The sequence below is a fragment of the Roseomonas sp. 18066 genome (assembly GCF_902706185.1).
Lineage (GTDB): Bacteria > Pseudomonadota > Alphaproteobacteria > Acetobacterales > Acetobacteraceae > Pseudoroseomonas.
The window spans coordinates 1-23,770 of the sequence record NZ_CACSJM010000102.1 but is presented as its reverse complement, the minus strand read 5'-3'; the positions used below and the strand labels follow the sequence as shown (position 1 = coordinate 23,770).

Sequence of the window (23,770 nt, the reverse complement as noted above, 5' to 3'; positions counted from 1 at the left end):
GATCGGCGGCATTGGCGCGGGCGGGTCGGGCGGCGGGATCGGCAGCTGCAGATGCAGCGGCCGAGAGAGCGAAGACAGGCTCACGTTTCCGTCAACAAGCCGGCAAGTTTCGGCGGTCATGGTTCCTCCACGGGCTGCTCCGATGGAACAGCCGGGCCGGCTTCCAAGTTGCCGCACCCCCTGTTACCGCCTGTTGCCGCGCTGCCACAGCAGGGCCGGAAGCGGTCCTCGCGGGCCCGTGAGGCACACGGCGCCTATGGCAGTTTTGTTGCGGTGCACAATATACTCGGCACCGGCTTTCAGGAGGAAACAACCACAACCCAGCTCCCTGGAGGTCTGCCCCCATGCGTCGCCGCGACTTCGTCACCCTCTCCGCCGGGCTCCTGGCCGCGCCGGCGCTGCTGACCGGCCGCCGCGCCTGGGCCACCACCGCCTCCGCCAACGAGCCCGTCGATGTCGAGCTGGCGCTGGCCGTCGATGTCAGCCGCTCGGTCGATGCCGAGGAGCAGGAGCTGCAGTTCCGCGGCTATGCCGCCGCCTTCCGCGACCAGCGCCTGGTGGACGGCATCAGCCGTGGCGCCATCGGCTCCATCGCCGTCAGCTTCTTCACCTGGTCCGACTGGAACGTGCAGGAGCTGCTGGTGCCCTGGATGCGCATCGACGGCGCCGCCAGCGCCGAGCGCTTCGCCAGCGCCATCGACGAGGCGCCGCGCCGCACCCATCTCTACACCTCGATCTCGGCCGCCATCGACTACGCCGCGACGCTGTTCGGCCAGGGCTATGAGGGCACCCGCCAGGTGGTCGACATCTCCGGCGACGGGGTGAACAATTCCGGCCGGCCGCTGGCCGAGGCGCGCGCCGCGGCGCTCGACCGCGGCATCGTGCTGAACGGCCTGGCCGTGCTCGACCGCACCCCGCCGCCCAGCCAGTTCGCCGCGCTGAACCCGCCGCTCGACGAATATTACCGCGACCAGGTGATCGGCGGGCCCGGCGCCTTCCTGATGGTGGCCGAGGGCTTCGACGCCTTCGAGAACGCCGTCCGCCGCAAGATCATCCGCGAGATCGCGATGAACCCGCCGCCGGGCCCGCTGGTCGAGCGCGCTTTCGCTTAAGGGGAATTAATCCAGCGTTCCCTGGTCCGCGGCTGCCGCGTCGCCGACCTGCCCGCTGCGCGGCTGTCGCGCAGCCGACCTGCCCGCTGCGCGGCTGCTGCGTGGCCGACCTGCCCGCTGCGCGGCTGCTGCGCAGCCGACCTGTGGGCGGCGCCACTGGCGCTGCCCGCGCGCACAGCGCATGGTCGACGCTTCCCAGGGCGGAGGAACGGCGACCGCATGCAGACGGACACGGATGGCCTGCCCCCGGCGCAGCGCCGCTGGGCGATCCTGGCGCTCGGCGTCTCCATCGCCATGGCGGTGATGGACAGCTCGATCGCCAATGTCGCCCTGCCGGCCATCGCCGCCGACCTGCGCGTCTCCGCCTCCGAAGCCATCCTGGTCGTCAACGCCTATCAGATCGCCATCGTCTGCTCGCTGCTGCCGCTGGCCTCGCTGGGCGAGCTCGTCGGGCATGAGCGGGTCTATCGCACCGGCCTGGCGCTGTTCGTCATCGCCTCCTGCTTCTGCGCCATGGCGGATTCGCTGACCTGGCTGACGCTGTCGCGCATCGTCCAGGGCTTCGGCGCCGCCGGGCTGATGTCGGTCAACACCGCGCTGCTGCGCTTCATCTACCCGCAGAGCCGCCTCGGCCAGGGTGTCGGCATCAACGCGCTGGTGGTCGCCATCTCCTCGGTCACCGGGCCCAGCGTCGCCGCTGTCATCCTGGGCATCGCCCATTGGCCCTGGATCTTCGCGGTCAATATCCCGGTGGGCTGCCTGGCCTTCATCCTGGCCTGGCGCTTCCTGCCGCAGACGCCGCGCGCCCGGCGCCGCTTCGACGCGGCCTCCGCCCTGCTCAGCGCCGGCACCTTCGGCATGACCATGACCGCTTTCGAGCAGTTCACCCATGGCGCCCCCGCCTGGCGCGGCAGCCTGCTGCTGGCCGGCGGCATCATCGCCGGCATCCTGCTGGTGCGGCGCCAGACCGGGCGCCAGGCGCCGCTGCTGCCGGTCGACCTGCTGCGCATCCCGGTCTTCAGCCTGTCGGTGGCGACCTCGATCTGCTCCTTCGCCGCGCAGATGCTGGCCTTCGTGGCGCTGCCCTTCTTCCTGCAGCACAGCCTGGGCCGGACCCAGGTCGAGACCGGGCTGCTGATGACCCCCTGGCCGCTGGTGCTGATCGTCATGTCGCCGCTGGCCGGGCGGCTGTCGGACCGTATCCCGGCCGGGCTGCTCGGCGGCATCGGGCTGATCGTCATGGCGACGGGGCTAGCCCTGCTGGCCACCCTGCCGGCGGCCCCGACCGCCATCGACATCGCCTGGCGCACCGCGCTCTGCGGCATGGGCTTCGGCCTGTTCCAGAGCCCGAACAACCGCGCCTTGCTGACCGCCGCCCCGCGCGAGCGCTCGGGCGGCGCCAGCGGCATGCTCTCCACCGCCCGGCTGCTGGGCCAGACCACCGGCGCGACGCTGGCGGCGCTGACCCTGCGGCTGGCCGGCGAGAACGGCGCGGCGGTGGCCCTGACGGTTGCCGCTTGCATTGCCGGCACCGCTGCCGTCATCAGCTTCACCCGCCTGGCCGGCCGCCGCCCCGGCGCCGCCTGATTTCTTTCCGTCTTTCCAGTCGAGTTCCCTGCCATGGCCAACAATCCCCCGACCCGCCCCTCGCCCGAGGCGCTCCGCGCCGAGATCCTGCGCCAGACCGCATCGCGCGGCGACGTGGCCTCGATCTGCCCGAGCGAGGTGGCCCGCGCCCTGTTCCCGGAAGAATACTGGCGCAGCCTGATGACGCCGATCCGCCAGGAGGCGATGAAGCTGCAGGCCGCCGGCCAGATCGAGATCCTGCGCAAGGGCAAGCCGGTGCCGGCCGAAGAGGTGCGCGGCGTCATCCGCCTGCGCGCCGCCCGCCCCGCCGAATAACGCTTTCAGACAACCCAGGATCCTGCCGATGCGGAACCTCTTCCCCTTCCTGCGGGATGCCTGGGCCCTGGCCCGCCCCTTCTGGCGCAGCGAGGAGCGCTGGAAGGCGCGCGGCCTGCTGTCGGTCGTGGTCGCCCTCAACCTGGCCCTGGTCGGCATGGGGGTGGTGCTGACCTTCTGGCAGCGCGCCTTCTACAACGCCCTCGAGGCCAAGGATTTTTCGGCGTTCACGGGCCTGATACTGTGGGGGCACCATGGCGAGGAGGGCTTCATGCCCGGCTTCTCCATCGTCGCCGCCCTCTACATCATGGTCGCCGTCTACGCCGCCTATCTGCGCCAGGCGCTCGACATCCGCTGGCGCCGCTGGGTCACCGAGCACATGCTGGCGGACTGGCTGCGCGACCGCGCCTATTACCGCATCGGCCTGAGCGCGGGAAAGGAAGGCGCCGACAACCCCGACCAGCGCATCGCCGAGGACAGCAAGCTGTTCGTCAGCAGCGCCCTGGTCCTCGGCCTCAGCCTGATGAACGCGGTGGTGACGCTGTTCTCCTATGTCGCCCTGCTGTGGAGCCTGTCGGGGCCGATGCAGGTCTTCGGCGTCTCGATCCCCGGCTACATGGTCTGGGTCGCCGTGCTCTACGCGGCCATGGGCAGCTGGGTCTCGCATATCATCGGCCGCCGGCTGATCCGGCTGAACTTCCTGCAGGAGCGGGTCGAGGCCGATTTCCGCTACGCCCTGGTCCGCGTCCGCGAGAACATGGAGGGCATCGCCCTGCATGGCGGCGAACCGCAGGAACGCCAGGGGCTGCTCGGCCGCTTCGGCGCGGTGATCGACAACTGGTGGGGCATCATGCGCGTCACCAAGCAGCTCTCTTTCTTTTCCACCGGCTATGGCCAGGTGGCGATCATCTTCCCCTTCGTCGCCGCCGCCCCGGCCTATTTCTCCGGGGCCATGCCGCTGGGCGGGCTGATCCAGACCTCCTCGGCCTTCGGCGAGGTGCAGGGGGCGCTGTCCTGGTTCGTCACCTACTACCCCGACCTGACCAATTGGCGCGCCTCGGTCGACCGCCTCACCGGCTTCCAGCACGCGCTGGAAGACGCCCGCGCCAAGGCCGGCCAGGGCCCCGCCCGCGCCCCCGCCAGCGGCGCCCTGCTGAGCGCCGAGGCTTTGGACATTTCCCTCCCCGATGGTCGCGCCCTGACCCATGGCGCGGCGCTGGCGCTCGCCCCCGGCGAGGCGGTGCTGATCACCGGCCGCTCCGGCAGCGGCAAGTCCACCCTGTTCCGGGCGCTGGCCGGCATCTGGCCCTTCGGCCAGGGCCGCATCGCCTTCCCCGAAGGGAGCTCGCTGTTCCTGCCGCAGCGGCCCTATCTGCCGCTGGGCACCCTGCGCCAGGCGGTCTGCTACCCGGCGACGCCGGACAGCTTTTCGGATGAGGCGATCCGCCAGGCGCTCGACCTCGCCGGGCTGGGGGCGCTGGCGGAAAAGCTCGATGTCGCCGAAAGCTGGGACCGCCGCCTGTCGGGTGGCGAGCAGCAGCGCCTGGCGCTCGCCCGCGCCCTGCTGCTGAAGCCGCGCTGGCTGTTCCTCGACGAGGCCACCGCCAGCCTCGACCCGGAATCGGAAGAAAAGCTCTACGCCACCCTGCGGCGGGAGCTGCCGGGCACCGCCATCCTCTCCATCGCGCATCGCCCGGCGGTGGCGCAACACCATGACCGGGTGCTGCGGCTGGAGGGCGGCAGCCTCATTCCACAGGCCACGCCGGTTTAATGCAAAGTTTCCGCTGGGAGGCTTCGCAAAAACCGGCCCCCAGGTCATGATCCCGGCATCACCTTGGACAAGGATGCCATCATGACCGCCGTTCTGCAGCCCGCCATCGACCATGTCGTCATCCATGTCGGCGGCGAGCTGGACGAGGCCGCGGCGCAGTACCAGCGCCTGGGCTTCCAGCTGACCGAGCGCGGCCACCACTCGCTGGGCTCGAGCAACAACCTGGCGATCTTCGGCACCGACTACCTGGAGCTGCTGGGCTACGAGCCCGCCCGCGCCACCCAGCGCGCCGAGCTGTGGCAGATGCCTAAAGGTCTGGGCGGCCTGGTCTTCAAGCCGCCCGGCGATGCCGGCTTCCGCGACCGCGTCGTCGCGGCCGGCGTGCCCGCCGGCGAATCCCGCGAGTTTACCCGCCCCGTCCAGCTGCCCGACGGCACCGCCCCCGAGGCGCATTTCCGGGTGACGCATCTGGACGGCAGCATCGCCTTCGGCGGCCGCGTCTTCCTCTGCCACCACTTCACGCCGGAGCTGGTCTGGCGCCCGGAATGGCAGAAGCAGCCGAACGGCGTCACCGCCGTCGCCGAATTCGGCATCGTCAGCGTCGATCCGGAGAAGGCCATTTCTCCCTATCGCAAGCTCTTCGGCGATGCGGCCATCGTCGCCGTCCCCGGCGGGGTCGCCATCCAGACGCCGCAGGCCCGGGTGCTGGTGCTGCAGGCTGACGCCGCCCGCGCCATCTGGGGCGCCGCGCTGCCGCCGCTGCCGACCGACGGCGCCGACCTGATGGTCGCCCTGACCTTCAAGGCGGACCTGGCCGCGGCCCGCGCGGCGCTGACCGCCGGCGGCGTGCCCTTCACCGAGGCCGGCGGCCGCCTGCTGGTCGCCGCCAGCGAGACCGCGGGCCTGGCCATCGCCTTAGCCGCCTGAGCACGATCCGGCCGGGGGAACCAATCCCCCGGTCGCCCGCCTGTCGGGTTGCCTGACAAGCTGATGTCCTTTATCCGATCGGGCTCGTCTTCCTGGCCGAAAGGACTGGCCCCATGGCCCTGCCCCGCATCCTCGTCGCCCGCCGCATCACCGAGGCCGCCGCCGCCCGCGCCCGCCGCGACTTCGACGCGGTGATGGCCGAGCAGGACATGACCGCCGACCAGGCCATCGCGGCCGCCGCCAGCCATGGCGCCGAGGCCATCCTGCTCGGCACCGCCTGCAAGCTGAACGCCGAGGCGATCTCCCGCCTGCCGCCCTGCGTGAAGCTGCTGGCCAACAGCTCGGTCGGCTACGACCACATGGACGCCAAGGCCGCCAAGGCGCGCGGGCTGATCGTCACCAACACCCCCGACGTGCTGACCGACTGCACCGCGGACCTGGCCTTCCTGCTGCTGCTGGCCGCCTGCCGCCGCGCCCATGAATACGAGGGCATCATGCGCGCCGGCTGGGGCACGACGCTGGGCCTGCCCGACATGCTGGGCATCCGCCCCAGCGGCAAGGCGCTGGGCATCGTCGGCATGGGCCGCATCGGCCGCGCCATGGCGCAGCGCGCCCGCGGCTTCGGCATGCGCATCCTCTACCACAACCGCACCCGCCTCTCGCCCGAGCTGGAGCAGGGCGCGGAATACTTCGCGACCCTGGAAGAGATGCTGCCGCACAGCCAGATCCTGTCGCTGCACCTGCCCGGCGGCGCCGCCACGGGGACGGTGATGACGGCCGCGGCCTTCGCGGCGCTGCCGCGCGGCGCCGTCTTCGTCAATTCCGCCCGCGGCTCCGTCGTCGACGAGGACGCGCTGCTGCAGGCGCTGACCTCGGGCCATCTTTTCGCCGCCGGCCTCGACGTCTTCCACGACGAGCCGAATTTCGACAAGCGCTTCGCTGAGCTCCCCAACGTCTTCCTGACCCCGCATGTCGCCAGCGCCACCATCGAGACGCGCGACGCCATGGGGCTCAAGGCGCTGGACAACATCGCCGCCGTCCTCTCCGGCAAGCCGCCCATCGACCCGGTGTAAATCCCCCTCACCACCCGGCCGCGGGGCCAAGGCGAACACGCCACCCCCGCGCACCGGCTCCCGTCCAAGGAGAACACGCATGAACCGTCGCCACCTGCTGCGCGCCGGCGCCCTCGCGGCCTCGGCCCTGCTGTCGCCCCGCCTGGTCCGCGCGCAATCCGCTGCCGACTGGCCCAGCAAGCCCGTCACCATGATGGTGCCCTTCGCCCCCGGCGGGTCCTCCGACATCATCGGCCGCGCCGTCGCCCAGCGCATGACCGAGGCCCTCGGCAAGCCCGTGGTGGTGGAGAACCGCCCCGGCGCCGCCGGCGAGATCGGCGCCCGGGCGCTGGCCCGCGCCACCCCCGACGGCCACCTGCTGATGGCGGCCCCGATCAGCACCTTCGCCATCAACAAGGCGCTGCGCCCGGCGCTGGGCTACGACCCGGAAAAGGACTTCACCAACCTGACCCTGTCGGTGACCACCCCCAACGTGCTGGTGGTGAACCCGAAGCAGGTCGCCGCCAACGATCTGAAGTCGCTCGTCGCCTGGCTGAAGCGCAGCGGCGCCCAGGATTCCTATTCGACCAGCGGCGTCGGCTCCTCCGACCACCTGACCATGGAGCTGTTCAAGCAGCTGACCGGCACCGGCATGGCGCACATCCCCTATGCCGGCGGCGCCCCCGCCACCACCGACCTGATCGCCGGCAACGTGCAGATGTCGTTCCAGAACCTGGGCTTCATCACCCCCTTCATCCGCGACAAGCAGGTGAAGCCGATCCTGGTGACCTCCGAGCAGCGCCACCCCCTCCTCCCCGACGTCCCCACGGCGTCGGAAGCGGGCCTGGCCGACTTCGTGGTCTATTCCTGGCAAGCCATGGCCGGCCCACCCAAGATGGAGCCCGCCTTGATCGACCGCGTCCACAAAGCCCTGGTCGCCGGGCTGCGACACCCCTCGACCATCGAGCAGATGGACCGCATCGGCTTCAGCGTGGTCGCGAACTCGCCCGACGACTTCCGCACCTTCCAACGGCGGGAGATCGAGCGGTGGACGGATGTTGTGAAGAAAGGGAACATTCAGGCTTCGTGAGCGAAGCATTGGGTCGGCCAGGGGAATGAATTCCCCTGGACCCCTTCTTTTTTCTATTCTGTTGGCCGTTTGCTGATCAGCGCTTCAACGAAGGCGACATGCAGGCATCACGGCGGGACGCCTTCATATGAAAACAGCGCGCCCTTACAGGTCGCGCTGTCGTTTGGCCGTTTTACGTACTGTCTCCACGTGGACACGGCAGTCCGAAAGAAAAAAGAAGGGGGTTCGGGGGAATTCATTCCCCCGACCTGCCCCTGTCTTCCCTTCAATCGAAGCTGAGGAACCCAGGCATCTCGCTGATCGGCCGGGCGGCCTTCAGCTTCGCCAGGTCCGGCACCGGGCGCGCCAGGGTTGCGTCACCCGCGACGGCGGCCTCGATGGCGGCGGCGACCGCGATGACCAGGGCATCGCCGCCGCGGGGGCCGACGATCTGCAGACCGAAGGGCATGCCGGCCTTGTCGACGCCCAGCGGCAGGCTGATCGCCGGGTGGCCGGGGACCGTCACCGCATAGGCGGCGGCCAGCCAGTGAAAGTAGTTCTTGGTGGGCTTGCCGTCGATCTCGGCCGGGTAGAGCTCCGACCAGGGGCGCGGCGACAGGGTGATCGCCGGCGAAATGATGACGTCGTAGCCCTGCGCGAAAAAAGCCTGCCAGTTGCGGTAGATCTTGGTCTGCTGCACCGAGGCGCGGGCGACGTCGTTGGCCGTGTAGAGCAGGCCTTCCTCGACATTGGCGCGCACGTTCGGGCCGACATCCTGCGGGCGCAGGCGGACCTTCTCCTCATGCGCGGCCAGGAAGTTCAGCGCGCGGAGGACGGCGAAGACCTCGTCGCAGCCGGTGCTGTCGGGGTGGGCTTCTTCCACGCTACCGAACAGCGGGCTCAGCGCCTTCACCCGGTCGGCGAAGACGCCGCGGATGTGGTTCTCGGTCGGCGCGAAGCCGAAGTCGGGGGTGCTGGCGACGCGCAGCGACGACAGGTCGATGGCCTCGTGCAGCGCCATGCCGCGGCGGACATCCTGGTCGGGCAGCGTGTAGGCCAGCGGGTCGATGCCGTGGTCGGCGGCCATGGCGGAGAGCATCAGCGCCAGGTCGTTGACGTCGCGCGCCATCGGCCCGAGCACCGGCAGGTTCGACCAGCCCAGCAGGCGGCGATCGGCGGGGATCAGCCCGGGGCTGGGGCGGAAGCCGACGATGCCGTTGAAGGCGGCGGGGTTGCGCAGCGAGCCGCCGGTGTCGGAGCCGCTGGCCAGCGGCACCATCCCCGTCGCCAGCACCACGCCCGACCCGCCGGAGGAGCCGGCGGCCGACTTGCTCGGGTCGAAGGGATTGCCGGTGGCGCCATAGACGGCGTTGCGGGTGTTGGCGCCGGCGCCGAATTCCGGGGTGTTGGTCTTGCCCAGCACGATGCCGCCGGCGGCCTTCAGGTCGGCGACCATCTGGGAATCGCGGGCGGGGATATTGTCCTTGAAGATCGGGCTGCCGAAGGTGGTGCGCAGCCCCTCGGTGTCGTCGAGGTCCTTGATGCCCAGCGGCAGGCCGTGCAGCGCGCCCAGCTTCTCGCCCTTCATCACCGCCTGCTCGGCCGCCTTGGCTGACTTGCGGGCGCGGCTTTCGTCCAGCGCGACCATGGCGTTGACCGCGTGGTTCACCGCGCCGATGCGGGCGATGCAGCTGTCCAGCAGCTCGACGGGGGACAGCTTCTTCTCGCCGATCAGGCGGCGGGCGGTGACGGCGGAAAGGTCGCAGGCTTCGGTCACGCGGGAACTCCTCAGGGCAGCACGGCAAGATCCGCGAGGGGCGTGGCGCCCCCCGCGGGGTCAGGCATCAATAGCCGAGGGCGCAGCCATCCTTGCGCGGGTCGGAGGCGCCGACCAGCACGCCGCGCGCATGGTCGATGAAGATCGCCTGGCCGCCGCCATGCGGCTTGTCCATCATTTCGATGGTGTGGCCGAGGCGGCTGAGCTGGTCGAGCACCGAGGCCGGGATGCCGCGCTCCACCTGCAGCTTGCCGGCGTAGGGGAAGAGCCGCGGCAGGTCGAGCGACTCCTGCAGGTCCAGGCCGAACTCGAAGTGGTTGGTCAGGAACAGGGTCTGGCCCATCGGCTGGAAATGCCCGCCCATGACGCCGAAGGGCATGATGGCGCGGCCATCCTTCATCACCATGCCGGGGATGATGGTGTGCATCGGGCGCTTGTTCGGCGCGATGCAGTTCGGGTGGCCTTCCTGCAGGCGGAAGCCGAAGCCGCGATTGTGCAGCATGACGCCGCTGGTCTCGGCCAGGATGCCGGAGCCGAAGCTCTCGAACAGCGAGTTGATGAAGGAGCAGGCATTGCCCTCGGCGTCGACGACGCAGAGATAGACGGTGTCCTTGTGCTTCGGCAGCATCTCGGCCATGCCGGCCGGCGGCAGCTCCTTCATCGCGACGTCGTCGCGGATCAGGGCGCGCAGCTTGGTCGTGTATTCGTCGGACGTCAGCTTGGCGACCGGCACCTCGACCTGGGACGGATCCGCCAGGAAACCGTCGCGGTCGCGATAGGCGAGGCGCGCGGCCTCGATGTGGCGGTGCAGGCGGGTGACGCCGAGCGGCCCGCCTTCCGGCGTCTCGCACTGGCCGAGGACACCGAGCATCTGCAGCACCAGCAGGCCCGAGCCGTTCGGCGGGCACTGGTAGACGTCGAGGCCCTTCCACTTGGTCTGGATCGGGGTGACGAATTCGGCGACGTCGAGGCCGGCGGCGAAATCCGCCTCGGTATGGGTGCCGCCGGCGGCCTGCAGGGCGGCGACCATGTCGGCCGCGATCTCACCCTCGTAGAAGGCGCGGGCGCCGCGCTCGCCGATGGCGCGGAGCGTCTTGGCCAGGGCCGGCTGGGCGAACTTGTCGCCGACAGCGAAGGCTTTGCCGTCCTTCAGGAAGTGCTTCGCAGCCGCAGCATTCTTGGCGAGCTTCGGCGCCGCCGACTCCCAGTCGCTGGCGACGCGGCCATGCACGGGGTGGCCTTCCTCGGCGATCTTGATGGCCGGCGCCAGGATCTGCGCCAGCGACAGCTTGCCATGCGCCTTGTTCAGCTTCTCCCAGGCGGAGACGGCGCCGGGCACGGTCACCGAATGCGCCGAGGTATTGACCATGGCGGTCAGCCCGTCCGCGCGCAGCTTCTCCGGCGTGGCACCCGCGGGCGCACGCCCCGAGCCGTTCATCGCGACAACCTTCCCCGTCCCCGCCGGGGCGTAGAGACAAAAATTGTCGCCGCCGATGCCGGTGGATTGCGGCTCGATCACCGCCAGCACGGCGCAGGCGGCGATGGCGGCGTCCATGGCGTTGCCGCCCTGGCGCAGGATGTCGAGGGCGGTCAACGTCGCCGCCGGCATGGAGGTGGCGGCCATCCCATGGGTGGCGAGGACAGGGCTGCGGCCGGGGGCGTGGAAGTCGCGCATGGGATGCTTTCGAACTGGACGTCGATCAGGAGGCGGCGAGGCTGGCACGGCTCGGCGCCCGCAGCAATCCGCCCACTTCCGCCGCCCGGCTGGCTGCGCTATCGATTCCGGATGGAAGCCACCGCGACGATCGACGATTTCGACCGCCTCGACATCCGTGTCGGCACGGTGGTCGATGCCCGCCCCCTGGAAGGCGCGCGTAAGCCCGCCTTCAAGCTGGAGATCGACCTGGGGCCGGAGATCGGCATCCGGAAGTCCTCGGCCCAGGTCACCGCCCATTACACCCCGGACAAGCTGATCGGGCGCCAGGTGCTCTGCGTGGTGAATTTCCCGCCGCGCCGCATCGCCGGCTTCGAAAGCCAGGTGCTGACCCTCGGCCTGCCCGACAGCGAAGGCGCCGTGGTGCTGCTGAAGCCCGATTTCAAAGTCCCCAACGGTGGGAAGATGTTCTGAGCATGCCGCCGCGCTACTACACCGTCAGCTGGGACCAGCTGCACCGCGACAGCAAGGCCCTGGCCTGGCGCCTGATCGAGCGCGGCCCCTGGACCGGCATCGTCGCCATCACCCGCGGCGGGCTGATCCCGGCCGCGATCGTCGCGCGCGAGCTGGACTGCCGGCTGATCGAAAGCGTCTCCATCGTCACCTATGACGAGGAGAAGCGCGGCGAGCCGGTGGTGGCCAAGCACCCGGTCGCCGCCGGCGACGGCGAAGGCTGGCTGGTGCTGGACGACCTGGTCGACACCGGCACCACGGCCAGGCTGGTCCGCGCCATGCTGCCCAAGGCGCATTTCGCGACGGTCTACGCCAAGCCCGCCGGCAAGCCGCTGGTCGACACCTTCATCACCGAAGTGTCCCAGGATACCTGGATCCTGTTCCCCTGGGACACCGAAGCGCAGTTCATCGCGCCGATCGCGAAGTCGATCCAGAAGTAGAGAAGACGAAGACAAGGTTGGGGGAATGAATTCCCCCAAAACCCCTTCTTTTTTCTTTCGGACTGCCGTGTCCACGTGACGACGGTACGTGAAACGGCCGATGCGCAGCGCGACCTTTCAGGGCGCGCTGTTTTCATATGACGGCGTCCCGCCGTGATGCCGTGGTGTCGCCTGTGGCCTGGCGCAGGTCCCGCCACGGCCGGTGATCAGAAAAAAGAAGGGGTCGAGGGGAATTCATTCCCCTCGCCTTTGTCTGCCTTCTCTCAATAACCCTTATGCGGCAGCACCCGATTGGGCATCGCCTTGCCGCTGCGCGCCGCGCGGATATTGGCGAAGAGGATATCCAGGCTGTTGTCGTTGTAGGTCTCGGGGTCGTCCGACGACATGTGCGGCGTGATGAACAGGCCCTTGGTCCGCCACAGGCGGTGGTCCTTCGGCAGCGGCTCCGGCGTGGTCACGTCGGTCACCACGCCGCCCAGCTGGCCGCTGTCCAGCGCGTCGGCCAGGGCTTCCTGGTCCCACAGCCCGCCGCGGCCGATATTGACGATGCGGGCGCCCTTCTTCAGCAGGGCGAAGCGGCGGGCATCCATCAGCCCCTGGGTCTGCGGCGTCAGCGGGCAGGCCAGCACCAGATAGTCGGCGCGGGGCAGCACGGTATCGATATCGCTCTGCGCCACCACCTCCTCGCACGACTCGTGCGGGGCGGCGGTATGGCGCACGCCGATGACCTTCATGCCGAATTGCCTGGCGCGGCCGGCGACGGCGCCGCCGAGCGAGCCCAGGCCGACGATCACCACGGTGCGGCCGGCCAGGACCGAGGCGAAGCGGGGCGACCATGCGCCTTCGCGCTGGCTCTCGGCGAAATGCGGGATGTGGTTGGCCAGCATCAGCAGGGCCATGATGCCGAACTCACCGGCCTTGTTGGCATGCGCCCCGCGGTTGTTCAGCAGGGCGACGTCGTCGGGCAGCCAGGCGAAGGGCGCCAGGCGGTCGAGCCCTGCCGAGGTGCAGAAGATGGTCTGCAGCTTCGGCGCGAAGTCGCGGCTGGCCTTGAGCTGGTCCTGGCCGAAGCGGTTCAGCACCTCCCGCGTCCAGGTGACGACCAGCTCGGCCTCCTGCATGGCGGCGGCGTAGCCGGCCTCGTCGTTGGCGAAGCTGACCTGGAGGTCGGCCATGTCCGGCGCGCGGGCGATGGCCGCGTCCCACTGGGCCTGCGTGATGGGGAAGACCGTCTCGCCGGCCGGATTCTGGACATGGATGCGCATGGCCTGGAGCCTCGCACGGCCAGGGCCCGCGTCAAGCGCCCGTGAACCGGCCGGATTGACAGCGCCCTGGCTTGCGCGCGGGATGGGCAACGAACGCCCCTCCCGGAAGGCTACCTGCCATGTCGAGATTCGTCCCCGCGGCGCTCGCCGCCCTTGCCTTGGCCGCCGCCTGCCCGGCCGTGGCGCAGGAGCTGACCGTCGGCATGCAGGGCGAGCCCGGCACGCTGGACCCGCAATTCAATCTGCTGGGCACCAACACCTCGGCGCTGCGCAACATCTACGACACGCTGCTGTCGCGCGATGCCTCGCTGCAGCTGCGGCCGTCGCTGGCGGAAAGCTGGAAGGCGATCGACGACACCACCTGGGAATTCCGCCTGCGCGACGGCGTGCGCTTCCATGACGGCAGCCCGCTGACCGCCGAGGATGTGCGCTTCACCATCGCCCGCGTGCCCAACGTGCAGGGCAATCCGAACAGCTACGCCACCTATATCCAGGGCATCCGCGAGGTGCAGGTGGTCGATGCCCGCACCGTGCGCTTCCTGACCGAGGGGCCGGTGCCGCTGCTGCCGGTCAACCTGTCGAATATCTTCATCCTGTCCTCGGCCAAGGGGCTGCGGACGACGGCCGAGTTCAACAACGGCACGGCGGCAATCGGCACCGGGCCGTATCGGCTGGCCTCGTGGCAGCCCGGGCAGCCGCTCGTGCTGGAGCGCAACAGCGGCTATTTCGACCCGCCCCCGGCCTGGTCGCGGGTCAGCTTCCGGCCGATCCCCAGCGACGGGGCGCGGGTCGGCGCGCTGCTGTCCGGCGATGTCGACTTCATCAACGCCGTGCCGCTGCAGGACGTGGCGCGGCTGGAGAAGAGCGAGGGCGCCCGGCGCTACCGCGTCTTCAGCGGCCCCTCGGCCTATGTCTACATGCTGTTCCCGGAGATCGGGAAGGAGCCGCTGCCGGCCGTGCGCGACGCGCAAGGCCAGCCGCTGCCGCGCAACCCCTGGAAGGATGCCCGGGTGCGCGAGGCCATGTCGCTGGCGATCAACCGCCAGGCCATCGTCGACCGGCTGATGGAGGGCCGCGCCCGCGCCGCCAACCAGGCGGTGCCGGAGGGGTATTTCGGCCATTCCAGCCGCATCGCCCCCGCCCGCTTCGATGCCGAGCGCGCCCGCAGCCTGCTGCGCGAGGCGGGCTACCCCAATGGCTTCCAGACGACGCTCGCCTGCCCCAACGACCGCTTCGTCAATGACAGCAAGATCTGCGAGGCGGCGGCGCAGCAGCTGCAGCGCGTCGGCATCCGGGTGGAGCTGAACGCCCTGCCGCGCGCCACCTTCTTCCCCGCCCGCGCCCGCCGCGAATGGCCGCTGCATGCCGCCGGCTGGGGCAGCCTGACCGGCGAGAGCAGCTATTTCCTAACCAGCCAGATCCACACGCCGGACCGGGCGCTGGGCCTCGGCGCCATCAACTATTCCGGCATCGGCGACCCCGAGATCGACGCGCTGATCCAGCGCGCCCGCCGCACCCTGGACGAGGGCGCCCGCCGCGCTTTGCTGGAGGAGGCGATGGAGAAGACCATGGCGCAGAACCTGCTGGTGCCGATCCTGACCTTCGAATCCGTCTGGGCCGGGCGGGCCGACCGGGTCGACTTCACCCCGCGCGGCGACGAGGAGACGCTGGCCATCGAAGTGCGGCCGGCGCGCTGATGTCGGTCGCCATCGACCTGTCGGGCCGCCGCGCGCTGGTCACCGGCGCCGGCACCGAGGGCATCGGCCGTGCCTCCGCCCGCCTGCTGGCCGAGGCCGGCGCCCGCGTCGCCATCCACCACCTGGCCGAGCCCGAGGCGGCGGCGTCGCTGGCCGCGGAATGCGGCGGCGTCGCGCTGCAGGCGGATCTCGGCGACGCCACCGCCGCGGGCGCGCTGGCGCATCGCGCGGCGGAGGCGCTGGGCGGGCTCGACATCCTGGTCAGCAATGCCGGGATGCTGCTGCGCAAGCCGCTGGCCGAGACGACGGATGAAGAGTTCGCCCGGGTCCATGCGGTGAACCTGTCCGGTGCCTTCGCGCTGGCCCGGGAGGCCGCCGGCATCATGCGGGCGGGCGGCCAGGGCGGCCGGATCGTCTTCACGTCGTCGGTCAACCAGTGGATGCCGAACCCCGGCCTGGTCGCCTATGGCAGCGCCAAGGGCGGGCTGATGCAGCTGGCCCGGCAGATGGCGCTGGAGCTGGCCCCAGACGGCATCACCGTGAACCTGATCGCCCCCGGCACCATCGAGAGCGACTTCAACCGCACGGCGCTGGCCGACCCGGCCTGGCGGGCGCAGAAGATGGCGCTGATCCCGGCGCAGCGCATCGGCACGCCGCGCGATGCCGCCGGCGCCGTGCTGTTCCTCGCCAGCGAATTTTCGTCCTATGTCACCGGCAGCACCGTCGTGGTGGATGGCGGGCTCAGCCTGATGGGGATGCGGCCGTGAGCGAGCTCTGGGAAGCCTATGCGCTCCGCTTCGCGCTCGACCCCGACCGGCTGGCCGCGCGCAGCTTTCTGGGCGGCGCCGGCGGGGATGAGAAATCGCCCTTCGCCTACCATGCTTTCCTGCTGCGCGGCCCGCTCGGCTGGGTGGCGGTGGACACAGCAGCGACGGCAGCCGCCTGCGCCCATTACGCCAAGCCGGTGGAAGGCACGCTGCCGGAAGCCTTCGCCGCCCTCGGCATCGACCCCGACGACGTGAAGCACGTGGTGCAGACCCATCTGCACTGGGACCATGCCGGCCAGCCCGGGCTGTTCCCGAACGCCACCTTCCACATGCAGGCCCGCGAGATGGCCTATGTCACCGGCCCCGCCATGCGCCACGCCGCGCTGCGCTCCGGCTACCTGGCGGACGACATCGCCGCGCATGTCGCCCTGCTGCACCAGGGGCGGATGGTGCTGCATGACGGCACGGTCGCCCTCGCCCCGGGCCTGACCCTGCACCATGCCGGCGGCCATACCGACGGGCTGCAATTCCTGCGGATCCGCACCCGGCGCGGCTGGATGGTGCTGGCCGGCGACACCGTGCCGCTGCGCGACCACCTGGCCCGCCGCCTGCCCTTCCCGACGCTCTACCATGTCGGCGACGCGCTGGCGGGTTTCGACAAGGTCGAGGCCCTGGCCGACAGCCCGGCCCTGGTCATCCCCGCCCACGACCCCTGGGTGCTCGAGGCGCATCCGCGCCTGACCCCGCACCTCGCCCGCCTGGACTAAGGATTCCTGCCGTCATGAGCCAAGCCGTTGCCGACCGTCTGGTCGCCGATCAGGACGCCATTCTGGAGCGGCTGAAGGCGCTGCTGCGCCTGCCCAGCGTCAGCACCGACCCCGCCTATGACGCCGGCATGGTGGCCACGCGCGAGTTCCTGCTCGCCCGCCTGACCGAGCTCGGGCTGCAGAAGGTCCAGCTGCTCGATGGCGGCGGCCAGCCGGCGGTCTATGGCGAATGGCTCGGCGCGCCCGGCAAGCCGACCATCGTCGTCTATGGCCATTACGACGTGCAGCCGCCCGACCCGCTGGACCAATGGGTCACGCCGCCCTTCGAGCCCGCCATCCGCGACGACCGCCTCTATGCCCGCGGCGCCTCCGACGTGAAGGGCTCGACGCTCATCGCCGTCGAGACCATCGGCGCCTTCCTGGCCGTCGAAGGCGGCTGCCCGGTCAACGTCAAGTTCTTCCTGGAAGGCGAGGAAGAGACCGGCAGCCCCAGCATCCGCCGCATCATCGACACCTATCGCGCGCTGCTGGCGGCGGATGCCGTGCTGTCGGCCGATGGCGGCCGCGCCAGCACCACCATCCCGACGCTGAACACCGGCTCGCGCGGGTTGTGCAAGCTGGAGGTCACCCTCCGCTCGGCCCAGAAGGACATGCATTCCGGCCGCTATGGCGGCGCCGTGCGCAACGCCCTGCACGAGCTCGCCCGCCTGGTCACCACCCTGCATGACGAGGCTGGCCGCATCCTGGTCCCCGGTTTCGACAGCGACGCCACGCCGCTGACCAACCGCGACCGGGCGGATGCCGCCGAGCTCGCCGGCGATGATTCCCTGTTCTATGGCAGCGTCGGCGCCATCCCGCATGGCGACCCGGCCTATGCGGTGCGCGAGCGCGTCACGCTGCGTCCCTCGATCGACGTCAACGGGATGTGGGGCGGCTATACCGGCGCCGGCAGCAAGACCGTCATCGCCGCCGAGGCCCGCGCCAAGATCACCGCCCGCCTGGTGCCCGGCCAGGATGCCGACGCCGCCCGCCAGAAGATCCTCGACCACCTGCAGGCGCATTGCCCGGCGGGCGTGACGCTGGAATTCTCGCCCCTGGGCGGCAATTCGCCCTCCTCCACCCTGCCCGACGGCCATCCGCTGCTGGTCGCGGCCGAGGCGGTGGTGCGCCAGACGCTCGGCCGCGCCCCGGCCCGGGCGCGCATCGGCGGCACCCTGCCGATCACCGGCATCTTCCAGGAGATGCTGGGCATCGACACGCTGATGTTCGGCTTCGCCATGCCCGACGAGGACGTCCACGCCCCCAACGAGTTTTTCCGCCTGTCCTCCCTGGAAGACGGGCTGAAGGCCTGGCCCCTGCTGCTCAGCCGCCTGGGCGACGCCGGCGCCGAAGCCTTCGCCCCCTGGCGCAAGCAGCCGACCGCTTGACGCCGCGGCGCGGCAGGGGCAATCATGCCGGCGATGACCGCGATCGCGCCCCTGCCGCGCCTGTATTACCGCCGCTCCTCATAACGAGCGGCCCGGTCTGATCTATCCTGATCGAACGAAGCCGCCGCAGGGCGGCATTTTCGTGTCGAGACATCTCCCCTGCGGTGGCCCCCACGCCCCGAGGGTTCCATGTCCAGCCTCCACCGCCAGCGACCCCAGTTTGGATTGATCGGCCTCGGTGCCTTCGGCGCCTTCTGCCGGCCGCATCTGCAGCAGCTGGGCCCCGTGCTCGGCCATGACCCTGGCCAGCCGGACAGCGCCCCGCTGGCCCAGGCCGCGGCCCAGCCGGTGGTGATCCTGGCCGTCCCCGTCGCCCGCCTGGCCGAGGCCGCCCGCGCCATCGCCCCGCACCTGCGGCCCGGCGCCCTGGTCGTCGAGGTCTGCTCGATCAAGACCCACCCGCTGGCGGTGCTGCGCGGCATCCTGCCCGAGCATGTCGAGCTGCTCGGCACCCACCCGCTGTTCGGCCCGCAATCCGGCCGCGACGGGATCGAAGGGCTGCGCATGGTGCTGTGCCCCGGCCGGCCCAGCCCCCGCGCCCGCCTGGCCGCCCGGATGCTCCGCGGCCTCGGCCTGGCGGTCGTGCAGATGACGCCCGAGGACCACGACCGCCAGATGGCCTGGGTGCAGGGCCTGACCCATCTGGTGGCGCGCCTGGTCTCCGGCCTCGACATGCCGGCCCTGCCCCACACCACCGCCAGCTTCGACCACCTGATCCGCGCGACCGCCATGGTGTCGCAGGACAGCGAGGCGCTGTTCCGGACCATCACCGAAGACAACCCCTTCGTCGCGGAGGTGAAGGCGCAGTTGCTGGAGAAAGCGTCAGCGTTGTTTGAAAAGAAGGCCGTGCAGTTGGCAGCATAGAAGGTTGGGGGAATGAATTCCCCCAAACCCCCATCTTTTTTCTGTGCACTGGCCGTAGCGCGAACTGTCGTCACGTGGACGGCAGTCCGAAAGAAAAAAGAAGGGGTCCAGGGGAATTCATTCCCCTGGCCTACCCCTGCCTTTTCTTCAGTTGCTCACGCTTTTCTTCCGCTCGCCATGCCGGTGGAGCAGGAATTCGCGCCCCAGCTTCACCCGGGCGACGCCGTCATAGGAGACGATATCGGCCGTGGCGTAGGTTTCGCTCCAGGTATTGGGAATGAAGCTGCCGGTGCCGACCACGTCGACCGGGGCCTTGGCTTCGTTCATCACCCGGCACTTGGTCACCCCGAAGCCGGAGGAGGCGACGATCTTCACCTTGGGGAAGCCGGCCTCGTCCATCGCCTCGCGGATGCGCCAGATGGCGGCGGCGGAGACGCCGGTGCCCACCAGGTGGCGCAGCTCGGTCTCCGAGCGGTAGCGGCGGATGGCGCCCGGCACATGGCGTTCCAGCACGGCATAGGAGGCCGCCGGGTCCAGGCCCTCGAGGAACCGCCCGCCATGGGTGTCGAGGCGGACCGACAGCTGCCCGGCCGCGGCCAGCTCGGGGAAGCGCTGGCAGACGCCGAGGGTGTCGGTGACCTCGCGGCCGAAATAATCCACCAGCACGGTCAGGCCTTCGTCGGGGAAGGTCTCGTGGAACATCTCGGCGGCGCGGACGGTGCTGCGGGCATAGCCGATCAGGGCATGCGGCATGGTGCCGAAGCCGCGCTCGTTGCCGAACCAATGCGCGGTCGAGTCATTGGCGTTGCCGACGAAGCCGCGGGCGCCCTCGCGGCGGGCGGCGGCGCTGCCGACGGCGGCGGCATAGGCCATCATTTCCTGCATCTCGGCGCCGGCGCAGTGCCGTGCCTCCATGGCCAGGAAGGCGGCGCCCGGCAGCTCCAGGCACATCTGGTAGGCATTGTGCGCGGCGACGCAGGGCGGGCCCAGCTTCTGCAGGTAGAGCGTCTCCAGATCGGCCAGGTGCTCGAAGGAGCCGGTCAGGTAGATCAGCGGGTCGCCCGCGCCGACCCACTCGCCTTCCTTGTGCATCAGCTCGATCTCGATCGGCGTGCCGCGCTCGGCCGAGACCTGCTCCAGCCATTCGATCATCAGCCGCGGGGCGGAGACGACGGGGCGGCGCAGGAACACCGCATAGGTCACCCGCGCATCGCCGAAGCGATGCACGATGGCCTTGGTGCGGTTGAAATAGGCGTCGGTCTGCCGGGTGATCTCGGCATCGCCCAGCGGACCGAGCGTCGGACCGGAGGTGGGGCCAGACCCCGCCCCGCCGGCGGGGCGGGGCGGCAGCCGGTCGCTCACGGGGCGATCGTTCACTGGGCCGCCAGCAGCGGCAGCGCGGCGCCGTCCGGCCGGCGGGCCTTCAGCTCCTCGGCCACCAGGAAGGCCAGCTCCAGCGCCTGCTCGGCATTCAGCCGCGGGTCGCAGAAGGTGGCGTAGTTGCCGGAGAGGTCGGCCTCCGACAGCTTGTGGGCGCCGCCGATGCATTCGGTGACGTCGCTGCCGGTCATCTCGACATGCACGCCGCCGGCCCAGGTGCCCTCGGCCTGGTGCGCGTCGAAGAAGCCGCGCAGCTCCGCCAAAATCGCGTCGAAGGAGCGGGTCTTGTAGTTGCCGGCAGTGTGGGTGTTGCCGTGCATCGGGTCGGAGATCCAGACCACCTCGCGCCCGGCGCGCTTCACGGCGCGCAGCAGCGGCGGCAGCTTGTCGGCCACCTTCGCGGCGCCCATGCGGCTGATCAGCGTCAGCCGGCCCGGGATATTCTCCGGGTTCAGGATTTCCGTGAGCTTCACCAGCTCGTCGGGGTCGGTCGAAGGGCCGACCTTGAGCCCGAGCGGGTTCTTCACGCCGCGCAGGAACTCGACATGGGCGCCGTCCGGCTGGCGGGTGCGGTCGCCGATCCACAGGAAGTGGGCCGAGCAGGCATACCACTCGTCGGTCGTGCTATCGACGCGGGTCAGCGCTTCCTCATAGGGCAGCAGCAGCGCCTCGTGGCTGGTGTAGAAGTCGGTCTCGCGCACCTGGGGCGCTTCCGACATGCCGCAGGCGGCCATGAAGCGCAGCGTCTCGTCGATGCGCACGGTCAGGTCGCGGTAGCGCTCGGCCAGCGGCGAGCGCTGCACGAAGCCCAGGTTCCAGCGATGCACCTCGTGCAGGTCGGCATAGCCGCCGGTGGCGAAGGCGCGCAGCAGGTTCAGCGTGCCGGCCGACTGCATATAGGCGAATTCCATCCGCGACGGGTCGGGGATGCGGGCGGCGGCGGTGAATTCCGGCCCGTTGATGATGTCGCCGCGATAGGAGGGCAGCGTGGTGCCCTCGACCGTCTCGGTGTCGGAGGAGCGCGGCTTGGCGAACTGCCCGGCCATGCGGCCCAGCTTCACCACCGGCAGGCTGCCGCCGAAGGTCAGCACCACCGCCATCTGCAGCAGCACGCGGAAGGTGTCGCGGATCGGGTTGGCGCGGAAATCGGCGAAGCTCTCGGCGCAATCGCCGCCCTGCAGCACGAAGGCCCGACCCTGGCCGGCTTTCGCCAGGGACTGCTGCAACCGCCGGGCCTCGCCTGCAAAAACGAGCGGCGGAAAGCTCGCGAGCCGGGATTCCATGGCATTCAACTTGGCCTGGTCCGGATAATCCGGCACCTGCCGGATGGGCATTTCGCGCCAGCTTCCGGGCTGCCACCCGCGCACCGTCATGACACTCAGCTTCCTCAAAAGAATTTTTGGCCGGCCAGGATAGACCGGTCCGCGCTGACAGGGCTACCACCCGTGGCGGCCGGCGCAACCCGTCTCGTGGCATTCAGCCAGGATTAAGCGCGGGGCTGCCATGCTCCACCGCGAAATACCCCCGATCCTCCCGCGCTGCAGCAGGATGGCTGACCGCGGCCACGGCGCGGAACCGGGCGGTCACGGTCTGCGCCGTGACCTCGTGCAGGGTGTAGCCGCGGCGGTTGTTGAAGAAGGCCAGATGCGGGTTGCGCGCCAGGATGCGCGGGGTGGCCGGCAGATGCTCGGTCCCGTCGCCGCCGGAGCTGATCGAGCTGGCGGTGAATTCCACCCCCACGGCGCCGCGCTCCGGCCGGGCGAAATCGCGCAGCAGCGTGCCGGCCCAGGCGGCATGCACGTCGCCGGAGACCACCACCAGCCCCTGCAGCCCGCTCTCCTGCACCCGCGCGAAGAGGCGGTCGCGGGCGGCGGGATAGCCATCCCACTTGTCCATGGCATAGCGCGGGGTGTCGGCGCCGGTGTCGCGCTGCAGCATCGGCACCTGCTGGGCCAGCAGCGACCAGCGGGCGCGGCCGGGGCGCAGCCGGTCCGACAGCCATCTTTCTTGCTGCGGGCCGATCATCTGGGCTGCCGGGTCCTCCCGCGCCGGACAGCTCGCCGCCGTCGCGCCGCCGCAGGGCTGGTCGGTGCGGAAGCTGCGGGTGTCGAGGACAGAAACCTCCAGCAGGCGGCCGAAGCGCAGGCCGCGATAGGCGGTGATCTCGGGGCCGCGCGGCAGCTGGCTGGGGCGCAGCGGCATATGCTCGTACCAGGCCTGGAAGGCGGCCTGCTTGCGCAGCGCAAAGATCTCCGGCGGCACCGCCGGGCGGTCGCGGCGCGACCCGTCCTCCTCGGAGAAAGGGCCAGCCCAGTCATTGTCGACCTCGTGGTCGTCGAAGGAGGGCAGGAAGGGATGCGCCGCCTGGGCCGCCGCCAGGTCGGGGTCCAGCTTGTACAGGGCGTAGCGGTTCCGATAGGCCTCGAGCGAATAGACCTCCGCCGAGTTGTGCCGGCGGGGCTGGCCGCCGCGCGGGCCGCCCTCGTAGATGTAGTCGCCGTAGTGGAAGACGAAATCGAGGTCGTCCTCCGCGGCGATATGCCGCCAGGCGCTGAAGAAGCCATGCTCGTAGTTCTGGCAGCCGGCATTGACGAAGCGCAGCCGGCGCGGGCTGCCATCCGCCGCGGGCGCCGTGCGGGTGCGGCCCACCGGCGATTCCCAGCCGCCGACGCGGAAGCGGTAGTGGAAAGAAGAACCGGCGGGCAGGCCGGTCAGCTCGACATGCAGCGCATGGCCGAGCTCCGGCCGGGCCAGCGCCTCGCCCTGGCGGATGATCGTCCGGAAGCCGGCATCCTCGGCCAGGTCCCAGGCCACCGGCACCGCCAGCATCGGCATGCCGCCGCCTTCCAGCGGCGCCGGCGCCAGCCGGGTCCAGAGCACCATGCCATCCGGCCAGGGATCGCCCGAGGCGACGCCGAGGGTGAAGGGGTTGCTGCCGAAGGCCGGCTGCGCCAGGGCCCGGCGCGCCGCCCCCGGCTGCAGCGCCGCCAGCGCCGCCATGCCCAGCCCGCCGCGCAGCAGCCCGCGCCGCGACAGCGCCAGAATATGCCGCACCTGGCTGTCCATCGCCGCCCCCTTCCCCGTCCCCAGCCGGGCCACCGGCCGCGCCACCGGCCGCGCCACCGGTCTGGCGCGCCTTGCCGGACGGCATGGAATACCGGCTGGCGCGCCCGGCCGAAAGCACCGTCACGCCGGATGCAAAACGGTGTGGAAAGGATTATACGCCTTCGCGAGTCTCCGCTTCCGCCACCCTTCCTCCCGCCGGATCATGCCGCAGGCCGTGCCACGCCGCCCGTCCGCCGAGCCTGCCCCCCCTGGCGAAGCCC

20 protein-coding genes are annotated in these 23,770 nt (G+C 70.4%); 14 read left to right on the top strand and 6 right to left on the bottom strand.

The genetic code is table 11. The features are described from left to right. Positions 1-344 precede the first annotated feature (344 nt). From GVN67_RS19420 to GVN67_RS19390, 7 genes are all read left to right on the top strand, one after another. A complete protein-coding gene (locus GVN67_RS19420; protein ID WP_159998987.1) occupies positions 345-1,112 on the top strand; it encodes a DUF1194 domain-containing protein in 768 nt (255 codons plus the stop codon). Between the two features lie 219 nt (positions 1,113-1,331). Further along, positions 1,332-2,699, top strand: coding sequence for an MFS transporter (locus tag GVN67_RS19415; protein ID WP_159998986.1), 1,368 nt, complete (start codon positions 1,332-1,334; stop codon positions 2,697-2,699). 33 nt (positions 2,700-2,732) lie between these two features. Continuing rightward, the gene (locus GVN67_RS19410) at positions 2,733-3,014 is read left to right on the top strand and encodes a DUF3253 domain-containing protein (RefSeq protein WP_159998985.1); all 282 of its coding nucleotides are present in this window, start codon (positions 2,733-2,735) and stop codon (positions 3,012-3,014) included. A 28-nt stretch (positions 3,015-3,042) separates the two neighbouring features. Beyond that, on the top strand, positions 3,043-4,785 hold the full coding sequence (locus tag GVN67_RS19405; protein WP_159998984.1) for an ABC transporter ATP-binding protein/permease: 1,743 nt from the start codon (positions 3,043-3,045) through the stop codon (positions 4,783-4,785). Positions 4,786-4,866: 81 nt separating this feature from the next. After that, positions 4,867-5,712, top strand: coding sequence for a VOC family protein (locus GVN67_RS19400; RefSeq protein ID WP_159998983.1), 846 nt, complete (start codon positions 4,867-4,869; stop codon positions 5,710-5,712). Between the two features lie 113 nt (positions 5,713-5,825). Next, a complete protein-coding gene (locus tag GVN67_RS19395; RefSeq protein WP_159998982.1) occupies positions 5,826-6,785 on the top strand; it encodes a D-glycerate dehydrogenase in 960 nt (319 codons plus the stop codon). Positions 6,786-6,864: 79 nt separating this feature from the next. Further along, positions 6,865-7,854 carry a tripartite tricarboxylate transporter substrate binding protein gene (locus GVN67_RS19390; RefSeq protein WP_159998981.1) on the top strand — a complete coding sequence of 330 codons (990 nt, stop codon included), beginning with the start codon at positions 6,865-6,867 and terminating at the stop codon, positions 7,852-7,854. Between the two features lie 265 nt (positions 7,855-8,119). Here GVN67_RS19390 and GVN67_RS19385 read toward each other — a convergent pair whose 3' ends face one another. Both GVN67_RS19385 and ggt read right to left on the bottom strand, forming a co-directional pair. Then, a complete protein-coding gene (locus tag GVN67_RS19385) occupies positions 8,120-9,610 on the bottom strand; it encodes an amidase (RefSeq protein WP_159998980.1) in 1,491 nt (496 codons plus the stop codon). A gap of 67 nt (positions 9,611-9,677) precedes the next feature. After that, positions 9,678-11,285: a gamma-glutamyltransferase gene (gene ggt, locus GVN67_RS19380; RefSeq protein ID WP_159998979.1), complete on the bottom strand. Its 1,608-nt coding sequence runs from the start codon at positions 11,283-11,285 to the stop codon at positions 9,678-9,680. Positions 11,286-11,396: 111 nt separating this feature from the next. On the opposite strand from ggt, the gene GVN67_RS19375 reads away from it, so the two are divergent. Both GVN67_RS19375 and gpt read left to right on the top strand, forming a co-directional pair. Continuing rightward, positions 11,397-11,738, top strand: coding sequence for a tRNA-binding protein (locus GVN67_RS19375; RefSeq protein WP_159998978.1), 342 nt, complete (start codon positions 11,397-11,399; stop codon positions 11,736-11,738). 2 nt (positions 11,739-11,740) lie between these two features. Then, on the top strand, positions 11,741-12,217 hold the full coding sequence (gene gpt, locus GVN67_RS19370) for a xanthine phosphoribosyltransferase (RefSeq protein ID WP_159998977.1): 477 nt from the start codon (positions 11,741-11,743) through the stop codon (positions 12,215-12,217). Positions 12,218-12,480: 263 nt separating this feature from the next. Here the strand turns inward: gpt and GVN67_RS19365 are convergent, their stop codons facing one another. Then, the gene (locus tag GVN67_RS19365; protein ID WP_159998976.1) at positions 12,481-13,482 is read right to left on the bottom strand and encodes a D-2-hydroxyacid dehydrogenase; all 1,002 of its coding nucleotides are present in this window, start codon (positions 13,480-13,482) and stop codon (positions 12,481-12,483) included. 119 nt (positions 13,483-13,601) lie between these two features. Here GVN67_RS19365 and GVN67_RS19360 point away from each other — a divergent pair, with 119 nt between their 5' ends. From GVN67_RS19360 to GVN67_RS19340, 5 genes are all read left to right on the top strand, one after another. After that, positions 13,602-15,179, top strand: coding sequence for an ABC transporter substrate-binding protein (locus GVN67_RS19360; RefSeq protein WP_159998975.1), 1,578 nt, complete (start codon positions 13,602-13,604; stop codon positions 15,177-15,179). Next, entirely contained in the window at positions 15,179-15,946 is a 768-nt protein-coding gene (locus GVN67_RS19355) for an SDR family NAD(P)-dependent oxidoreductase (protein WP_159998974.1), read from the top strand. Before GVN67_RS19360 ends, GVN67_RS19355 begins: the two co-directional genes overlap by 1 nt. Further along, positions 15,943-16,713, top strand: coding sequence for an N-acyl homoserine lactonase family protein (locus GVN67_RS19350; RefSeq protein ID WP_159998973.1), 771 nt, complete (start codon positions 15,943-15,945; stop codon positions 16,711-16,713). The genes GVN67_RS19355 and GVN67_RS19350 overlap by 4 nt, the downstream gene beginning before the upstream one ends. A gap of 14 nt (positions 16,714-16,727) precedes the next feature. Beyond that, positions 16,728-18,140, top strand: coding sequence for a M20/M25/M40 family metallo-hydrolase (locus GVN67_RS19345; RefSeq protein ID WP_159998972.1), 1,413 nt, complete (start codon positions 16,728-16,730; stop codon positions 18,138-18,140). Between the two features lie 189 nt (positions 18,141-18,329). Further along, on the top strand, positions 18,330-19,064 hold the full coding sequence (locus GVN67_RS19340) for a prephenate dehydrogenase (RefSeq protein ID WP_159998971.1): 735 nt from the start codon (positions 18,330-18,332) through the stop codon (positions 19,062-19,064). A gap of 147 nt (positions 19,065-19,211) precedes the next feature. On the opposite strand, the gene GVN67_RS19335 is transcribed toward GVN67_RS19340, so the two are convergent. From GVN67_RS19335 to GVN67_RS19325, 3 genes are all read right to left on the bottom strand, one after another. Beyond that, a complete protein-coding gene (locus tag GVN67_RS19335) occupies positions 19,212-20,351 on the bottom strand; it encodes a nicotinate phosphoribosyltransferase (RefSeq protein ID WP_159998988.1) in 1,140 nt (379 codons plus the stop codon). A gap of 86 nt (positions 20,352-20,437) precedes the next feature. Next, the gene (locus tag GVN67_RS19330) at positions 20,438-21,817 is read right to left on the bottom strand and encodes a class II 3-deoxy-7-phosphoheptulonate synthase (protein WP_159998970.1); all 1,380 of its coding nucleotides are present in this window, start codon (positions 21,815-21,817) and stop codon (positions 20,438-20,440) included. A gap of 103 nt (positions 21,818-21,920) precedes the next feature. After that, on the bottom strand, positions 21,921-23,567 hold the full coding sequence (locus GVN67_RS19325; protein WP_159998969.1) for an alkaline phosphatase: 1,647 nt from the start codon (positions 23,565-23,567) through the stop codon (positions 21,921-21,923). Between the last annotated feature and the right edge of the window lie 203 nt (positions 23,568-23,770).

Coding starts and splice junctions, on each gene's coding strand:
- GVN67_RS19340 (WP_159998971.1), top strand. CDS start 18,330: ATGTCCAGCCTCCACCGCCAGCGACCCCAGTTTGGATTGATCGGCCTC.
- GVN67_RS19365 (WP_159998976.1), bottom strand. CDS start 13,482: ATGCGCATCCATGTCCAGAATCCGGCCGGCGAGACGGTCTTCCCCATC.
- ggt (WP_159998979.1), bottom strand. CDS start 11,285: ATGCGCGACTTCCACGCCCCCGGCCGCAGCCCTGTCCTCGCCACCCAT.
- gpt (WP_159998977.1), top strand. CDS start 11,741: ATGCCGCCGCGCTACTACACCGTCAGCTGGGACCAGCTGCACCGCGAC.
- GVN67_RS19355 (WP_159998974.1), top strand. CDS start 15,179: ATGTCGGTCGCCATCGACCTGTCGGGCCGCCGCGCGCTGGTCACCGGC.
- GVN67_RS19405 (WP_159998984.1), top strand. CDS start 3,043: ATGCGGAACCTCTTCCCCTTCCTGCGGGATGCCTGGGCCCTGGCCCGC.
- GVN67_RS19395 (WP_159998982.1), top strand. CDS start 5,826: ATGGCCCTGCCCCGCATCCTCGTCGCCCGCCGCATCACCGAGGCCGCC.
- GVN67_RS19345 (WP_159998972.1), top strand. CDS start 16,728: ATGAGCCAAGCCGTTGCCGACCGTCTGGTCGCCGATCAGGACGCCATT.
- GVN67_RS19400 (WP_159998983.1), top strand. CDS start 4,867: ATGACCGCCGTTCTGCAGCCCGCCATCGACCATGTCGTCATCCATGTC.
- GVN67_RS19330 (WP_159998970.1), bottom strand. CDS start 21,817: ATGACGGTGCGCGGGTGGCAGCCCGGAAGCTGGCGCGAAATGCCCATC.
- GVN67_RS19410 (WP_159998985.1), top strand. CDS start 2,733: ATGGCCAACAATCCCCCGACCCGCCCCTCGCCCGAGGCGCTCCGCGCC.
- GVN67_RS19375 (WP_159998978.1), top strand. CDS start 11,397: ATGGAAGCCACCGCGACGATCGACGATTTCGACCGCCTCGACATCCGT.
- GVN67_RS19420 (WP_159998987.1), top strand. CDS start 345: ATGCGTCGCCGCGACTTCGTCACCCTCTCCGCCGGGCTCCTGGCCGCG.
- GVN67_RS19360 (WP_159998975.1), top strand. CDS start 13,602: ATGTCGAGATTCGTCCCCGCGGCGCTCGCCGCCCTTGCCTTGGCCGCC.
- GVN67_RS19390 (WP_159998981.1), top strand. CDS start 6,865: ATGAACCGTCGCCACCTGCTGCGCGCCGGCGCCCTCGCGGCCTCGGCC.
- GVN67_RS19415 (WP_159998986.1), top strand. CDS start 1,332: ATGCAGACGGACACGGATGGCCTGCCCCCGGCGCAGCGCCGCTGGGCG.